The sequence below is a fragment of the Staphylococcus sp. HMSC62D11 genome (genome assembly GCF_001839145.1).
In the GTDB taxonomy this organism is placed as follows: Bacteria; Bacillota; Bacilli; order Staphylococcales; family Staphylococcaceae; genus Staphylococcus; species Staphylococcus lugdunensis.
Genome location: NZ_KV840185.1, coordinates 134,075 through 140,933 on the forward strand (window position 1 = coordinate 134,075; position 6,859 = coordinate 140,933).

Annotated in this window: 5 protein-coding genes; all 5 read left to right on the plus strand. The window is 35.3% G+C overall.

What is annotated here, in order from left to right:
* The first annotated feature begins 76 nt into the window (after positions 1-76).
* The 5 genes from HMPREF3267_RS05215 (at position 77) to HMPREF3267_RS05235 (ending at position 6,474) form a co-directional block, all read left to right on the plus strand.
* On the plus strand, positions 77-1,006 hold the full coding sequence (locus tag HMPREF3267_RS05215) for a DUF2232 domain-containing protein (protein WP_062078393.1): 930 nt from the start codon (positions 77-79) through the stop codon (positions 1,004-1,006).
* A gap of 21 nt (positions 1,007-1,027) precedes the next feature.
* Positions 1,028-2,995, plus strand: coding sequence for a DHH family phosphoesterase (locus HMPREF3267_RS05220; RefSeq protein ID WP_037544102.1), 1,968 nt, complete (start codon positions 1,028-1,030; stop codon positions 2,993-2,995).
* Positions 2,992-3,438: a 50S ribosomal protein L9 gene (gene rplI, locus HMPREF3267_RS05225; RefSeq protein ID WP_002461020.1), complete on the plus strand. Its 447-nt coding sequence runs from the start codon at positions 2,992-2,994 to the stop codon at positions 3,436-3,438. Before HMPREF3267_RS05220 ends, rplI begins: the two co-directional genes overlap by 4 nt.
* A 69-nt stretch (positions 3,439-3,507) precedes the next feature.
* Positions 3,508-4,905, plus strand: coding sequence for a replicative DNA helicase (gene dnaB, locus HMPREF3267_RS05230; RefSeq protein ID WP_002461019.1), 1,398 nt, complete (start codon positions 3,508-3,510; stop codon positions 4,903-4,905).
* A gap of 285 nt (positions 4,906-5,190) precedes the next feature.
* Complete coding sequence (locus tag HMPREF3267_RS05235; RefSeq protein WP_002461018.1) at positions 5,191-6,474, plus strand: adenylosuccinate synthase; 1,284 nt, start codon at positions 5,191-5,193, stop codon at positions 6,472-6,474.
* Positions 6,475-6,859: the final 385 nt, after the last annotated feature.

The following is a 6,859-nucleotide window of genomic DNA, read 5'->3' on the forward strand; positions in this document are numbered from 1 at the left end:
AGTCCTTTATTTGTTTTAATATGCTACACGGGTTAAAATAGTGCTTATAGTTAAATTTAGTATAGGAGTGGCGAAGTTGTTTTCAAAAATAGAACCTAAAGCTACTATTATCGGTACGCTTGCATTAATTGTAGTCGCTTTAGTCACATATATATTACCAGAAGTGGGTTGGCTGTTATGTTTATTTGCAACCATTCCTGGAATTATTCTCTGGAATAAGTCAATACCATCATTTGGTTTGGCTACAATTGTGACTTTGGTTATTGCAGTATTATTCGGCAATAAAATCGTATTAAGTGCCATGATATTAGTACTTATCTCAAGTATTGTCATCGGACAATTACTTAAAGAACGTGCATCTAAAGAACAGATTCTTTACATAGCGACGACGGTCGCCAGCACAATAACTATTATTGGTTTTATGTTATTACAAGTGTTTGGTCATATTCCCAAGGCACAAGTATTAGTTCGAACAGCAGTAAAACCACTAGAAGATTTATTGGATCAAGCGTATGTTCAAAGTGGCATGAAAGCAGAATATGAACAAACATTAAGTTTTATCATTAAACAATTGTCTATTCAGCTTCCAAGTTATATGATAATAGCAATATTTATCCTTATTTTAATCAATTTGCTTGTCACATTCCCAATTCTTAGAAAGTTTAAAATAGCAACACCAATATTCAAACCATTATTCGCATGGCAGTTTAAACGTTCAGTCTTATGGTTATATGTTATTGATTTAATATGTGTAATGTTTGCAACACAACCGAGTATCTTCCAAAGTATCGTTATAAACTTACAGATTATGTTATCATTATTGATGTACATCCAAGGATTAAGCGTGATTCATTTCTTCGGAAAAGCAAAACGCATGCCAGACGTAGTAACAATAATATTAATGGTAATTGGGACAATTATTTCGCCAGTAACGCATATTGTTGCACTTATAGGGGTGCTTGATTTAGGAATTAACTTAAAACAGATAATAAAAAAAAGATACTAAAAAGCGAATAGAGGTGGAAAAATGAACCGACAATCCACAAAAAAAGCTTTGTTTGTTCCGTACATTTTAATGGTTCTAACGGCGATAGCCCTTGTTATATTGGGGTTTATCTTTAAACCACTTGTTGCAGGGATAGCGGCAGCGATTCTCTTTGTAATTATCGTTATCAGTGCGGTATTAGCTCGACAAGCAATGATAAAAATGGATAACTATGTGGATGATTTAAGTGGCCATATCTCAGCAGGAAGTAATAGGGCAATTAAACGTTTGCCAATAGGAATGGTCGTTTTAGATGCGGATGATCATATTGAATGGATCAATCAGTTTATGTCAGATCATTTAGAATCAAACGTAATTTCTGAACCTATTAATGAGGTTTTCCCCAATATTTTAAAGCAATTGGAAAAGATTCAAGAAGTAGAAATTGAAAATAATAATTATCATTATCACGTGCGCTATAGTGAAGATGATCATTGTCTTTATTTCTTTGATATTACCGATGAGGTGCATACAAATAAGTTGTATGAAGACTCTAAGCCAATTATAGCAACGTTATTTTTAGATAATTATGATGAAATAACACAGAATATGAACGATACGCAACGTTCAGAAATCAACTCAATGGTAACACGTGTTATCAGTCGTTGGGCTTCTGAATATAATATTTATTTTAAACGCTATAGTTCAGATCAATTCGTAGCTTATCTTAATCAAAAGATTTTAGCTGAAATTGAGAAGTCTAACTTTGAAATTTTAAGTCAGTTGCGAGAAAAAAGTGTTGGTTATCGCGCCCAACTTACACTAAGCATTGGTGTTGGAGAAGGCACAGAAAATCTTATAGATTTGGGTGAATTATCACAATCAGGTCTTGATCTTGCTTTAGGTCGAGGCGGAGACCAAGTTGCGATTAAAAGTATGAATGGTAATGTACGTTTCTATGGCGGTAAGACTGACCCAATGGAAAAACGTACGCGTGTGAGAGCGCGTGTTATATCTCATGCTTTGAAAGATATTTTAACAGAAGGCGACAAAGTAATTATTATGGGACATAAGCGTCCAGATTTAGATGCTATCGGAGCTGCAATTGGTGTTTCTCGCTTTGCACTAATGAATAACTTAGAAGCCTATGTTGTGTTAAATGAAGAGGATATTGACCCAACTTTACGCCGTGTGATGAATGAAATTGATAAAAAGCCAGAACTAAAAGAGCGCTTTGTTACATCAGATGAAGCTTGGGATATGATGACTTCTAAAACGACAGTCGTCATTGTCGATACGCACAAACCAGAAATGGTATTAGACGAAAATATTTTAAATAAAGCTAATCGTAAAGTCGTTATTGACCACCATAGACGAGGTGAAAGCTTTATTTCAAACCCGTTATTAATTTACATGGAACCTTATGCAAGTTCAACAGCTGAACTTGTTACAGAATTATTAGAGTATCAACCGACAGAACAGCGTTTAACACGCTTAGAATCAACAGTTATGTATGCAGGAATTATCGTTGATACGCGTAATTTTACATTAAGAACAGGTTCTAGAACTTTTGATGCTGCAAGTTACTTACGTGCACATGGTGCTGATACGATATTGACTCAGCATTTCTTAAAAGATGATGTCGATACGTATATTAATCGTTCTGAACTGATTCAAACTGTAGTAGTGCAAGATAATGGCATTGCTATTGCACATGGTTCAGATGATAAAATTTACCATCCCGTGACTGTTGCACAAGCAGCAGATGAGCTGTTAAGTTTAGAAGGTATTGAAGCGTCATATGTTGTCGCAAAAAGAGAAGATAATTTAATTGGTATTTCTGCTCGTTCGTTAGGCTCAATTAATGTACAATTAACTATGGAAGCATTAGGTGGCGGTGGCCATCTTACCAATGCAGCAACGCAAATTAAAGATGTAACCATTGATGAAGCAATCGAACAATTACAACAAGCAATTACAGAACAAATCAGTAGGAGTGAAGATGCATGAAAGTAATTTTTACACAAGATGTTAAAGGTAAAGGCAAAAAAGGAGAAGTTAAAGACGTACCAGTAGGATATGCGAATAACTTTTTACTAAAAAATAAATATGCCGTAGAAGCAACTCCTGGCAATTTAAAACAATTAGAACAACAAAATAAACGTGCAGCAGCAGATAGACAACAAGAAATTGATGAAGCCAAAGCGCTAAAAGCCAAATTAGCTGATATTGAAGTTGAAATCAGTGCTAAAACAGGTGAAGGTGGCAAATTATTTGGTTCTGTAAGCACAAAACAAATTGCTGAAGGTTTAAAAAAACAGCATGATATTAAATTAGATAAACGTAAAATGGACTTACCACAAGGTATTCATGCTTTAGGTTATACGAATGTACCAGTGAAATTAGACAAAGAAGTTGATGGTACAATTCGTGTACATGTAGTAGAACAATAAGACGCTGTTAATTAAGATAAGATTGATATCAAAGAGGTTTAACTTTTTGATTAAGAGGTGTAATCAATAATGGATAGATCATATGAGCAAAATCAAATGCCCCATAATAATGAAGCTGAACAATCTGTCTTAGGTGCGATTATTATTGATCCAGAATTGTTAAGTTCGACTCAGGAGGTATTGCTTCCTGAGTCATTTTATAGAGGCGCCCATCAACATATCTTCCGTGCAATGATGCATTTAAATGAAGATACTAAAGAAATTGATGTCGTTACACTTATGGATCAACTTACAAATGATGGTACATTAAGTGAAGCGGGTGGTCCGCAATATTTAGCTGAGCTTTCTAATAACGTACCCACGACACGTAACATTCAATACTATACTGACATTGTGGCGAAGCATGCTTTAAAGCGGAAGCTCATTCAAACGGCAGATAGTATTGCTAATGACGGATATAATGATGAATTAGAATTAGATGCTATTTTAAGTGATGCAGAAAGACGTATCTTAGAATTATCATCAACACGCGATAGTGAAGGATTTAAAGATATTAGAGATATTTTAGGTCAAGTTTATGAAACAGCAGAAGAACTTGACCAAAATAGCGGTCAAACGCCTGGGATACCAACAGGCTATCGTGACTTAGACCAAATGACAGCTGGCTTTAATCGTAATGATTTGATTATTATTGCAGCTAGACCATCAGTAGGTAAGACTGCCTTCGCACTTAATATTGCTCAAAAAGTAGCGGTTCACGAGGATAATTATACAGTAGGTATCTTTTCTTTAGAGATGGGGGCAGACCAACTTGCTACGCGTATGATATGTAGCTCAGGCAACGTAGATTCTAACCGTTTAAGAACAGGGACGATGACTGAAGAAGATTGGAATCGCTTTACCATTGCGGTAGGTAAATTATCACGTACGAAAATATTTATCGATGACACGCCAGGTATTCGTATTACAGATATCCGTTCTAAATGTCGTCGCTTAAAGCAAGAACATGGTTTAGATATGATTATGATTGACTACTTGCAATTAATACAAGGGAGCGGTTCACGCTTATCTGATAATCGTCAGCAAGAGGTTTCAGAAATTTCTCGAACACTAAAAGCAATCGCTAGAGAATTAGAATGTCCTGTTATTGCGTTAAGTCAGCTATCTCGTGGTGTTGAACAACGACAAGATAAACGACCAATGATGAGTGACATCCGTGAATCAGGTTCTATAGAACAAGATGCTGATATTGTTGCATTTTTATATCGTGATGATTATTATAATCGTGGCGATGGTGAAGAAGATGAAGATGGTGGCAATTTCGAACCACAAACAAATGATGATAATGGTGAAATCGAAATTATTATAGCTAAGCAACGTAACGGCCCAACCGGTACCGTCAAACTTCACTTTATGAAGCAATATAATAAATTTACCGATATTGATTATGCACATGCTGAAATGTAAGAAAAGAATATTTTTATTTCCGTACGTTTAATTTTGCTTAATTTTAAATGTACGGTTTTTATTTTGTTTTAACATATTTTTTAACAGCTAAGTATGTATCTTAGAAATTTGTAAAAATACCTTTAAACCTTGATATTAAAGTGTTTTCGAAGTGGATAGACATCAAAATTCTAAAATAATAATGTGAAAAACACTATAAAATTAATGTTCGATTTTTATTTGCAATATCAGATTGTTATTGATAGAATATCTAGTGGTTAATCGAGAAAACTTGGAGGTGCTCTTATGTCATCAATCGTAGTAGTTGGGACACAATGGGGAGACGAAGGTAAAGGTAAAATCACGGATTTTTTAGCGGAACAGGCAGATGTTATTGCACGTTTTTCTGGCGGTAATAATGCTGGTCATACCATTCAGTTTGGTGGAGAAACCTATAAATTACATTTAGTACCATCTGGTATTTTTTATAAAGATAAACTTGCTGTAATTGGAAATGGTGTTGTTGTCGATCCTGTAGCTCTGTTAAAAGAGTTAGACGGCTTAAATGAACGTGGTGTATCAACAAGTAACTTACGTATTTCAAACCGCGCACAAGTTATTTTGCCATATCATATTGCTCAAGATGAATTTGAAGAACGTCGTCGAGGAGATAACAAAATAGGTACAACGAAGAAAGGTATTGGTCCTGCGTATGTAGATAAAGTACAACGTATCGGTATCCGCATGGCAGATTTATTAGAAAAAGAGACATTTGAAAGACGTTTAAAAGAAAATATTGAATATAAAGACGCATATTTCAAAGGTATGTTCAATGAATCTTGCCCAACTTTTGATGACATTTTTGAAGAATATTATGCAGCTGGTCAACGTTTAAAAGACTTTGTAACGGACACAGCGAAAATCTTAGATGATGCATTTGTTGCTGAAGAAAAAGTCTTATTTGAAGGTGCTCAAGGTGTTATGTTAGATATTGATCATGGTACATATCCTTTCGTCACATCAAGCAATCCTGTAGCCGGCAATGTCACTGTTGGTACAGGTGTAGGTCCAACCTTCGTTTCTAAAGTAATTGGTGTATGTAAAGCATACACATCTCGCGTAGGCGATGGTCCTTTCCCAACTGAACTATTTGATGAAGATGGGCACCATATTAGAGAGGTTGGTCGTGAATATGGTACGACGACAGGACGTCCACGTCGCGTGGGTTGGTTTGATTCAGTCGTGCTACGTCACTCACGTCGTGTTAGTGGTATTACAGACTTATCTATTAACTCTATTGATGTACTAACAGGTTTAGATACGGTAAAAATTTGTACAGCTTATGAGTTAGATGGAGAAGAAATTACAGAGTATCCAGCTAACCTTGATCAATTAAAACGTTGTAAACCAATATTTGAAGAATTACCTGGTTGGACAGAAGATATTACAGGCTGTCGTTCATTAGAAGCGTTGCCTGATAATGCACGTCGCTATTTAGAACGTATTTCAGAATTATGCGGCGTTCATATTTCAATTTTTTCAGTAGGTCCAGACCGTGAACAAACGAACTTATTAGAAAAATTATGGTAAAAAGATAAATGCATGCATATGGGGGAACGGGACAGAATGCATTATGAATTCGTAGGTCCCGTCCCGGCAAGGTTGACTAGGATTGAAAAAAGCTTGTATTAAGCGTACTTTCATTCCAGTTAACTACTGCCAATATATCGTTCATAGCCTAATATATAATGATGTTCCAAACTGTTGCTGACAATTAGGAACGTGCAGTAAAATTTTACTGCGCGTTCTTTTACTATATTATATGGTAAAAATGGAATATGCTGCTGTTGATTTAATTTATTAAAAAAACATTAATATGCTGTAAAAATGTCTTGTATTTAAAATATTAGCTATGCTATAATCTATCTTGTGCTTAAGAACGGCTCCTTGGTCAAGCGGTTAAGACACCGCCCTT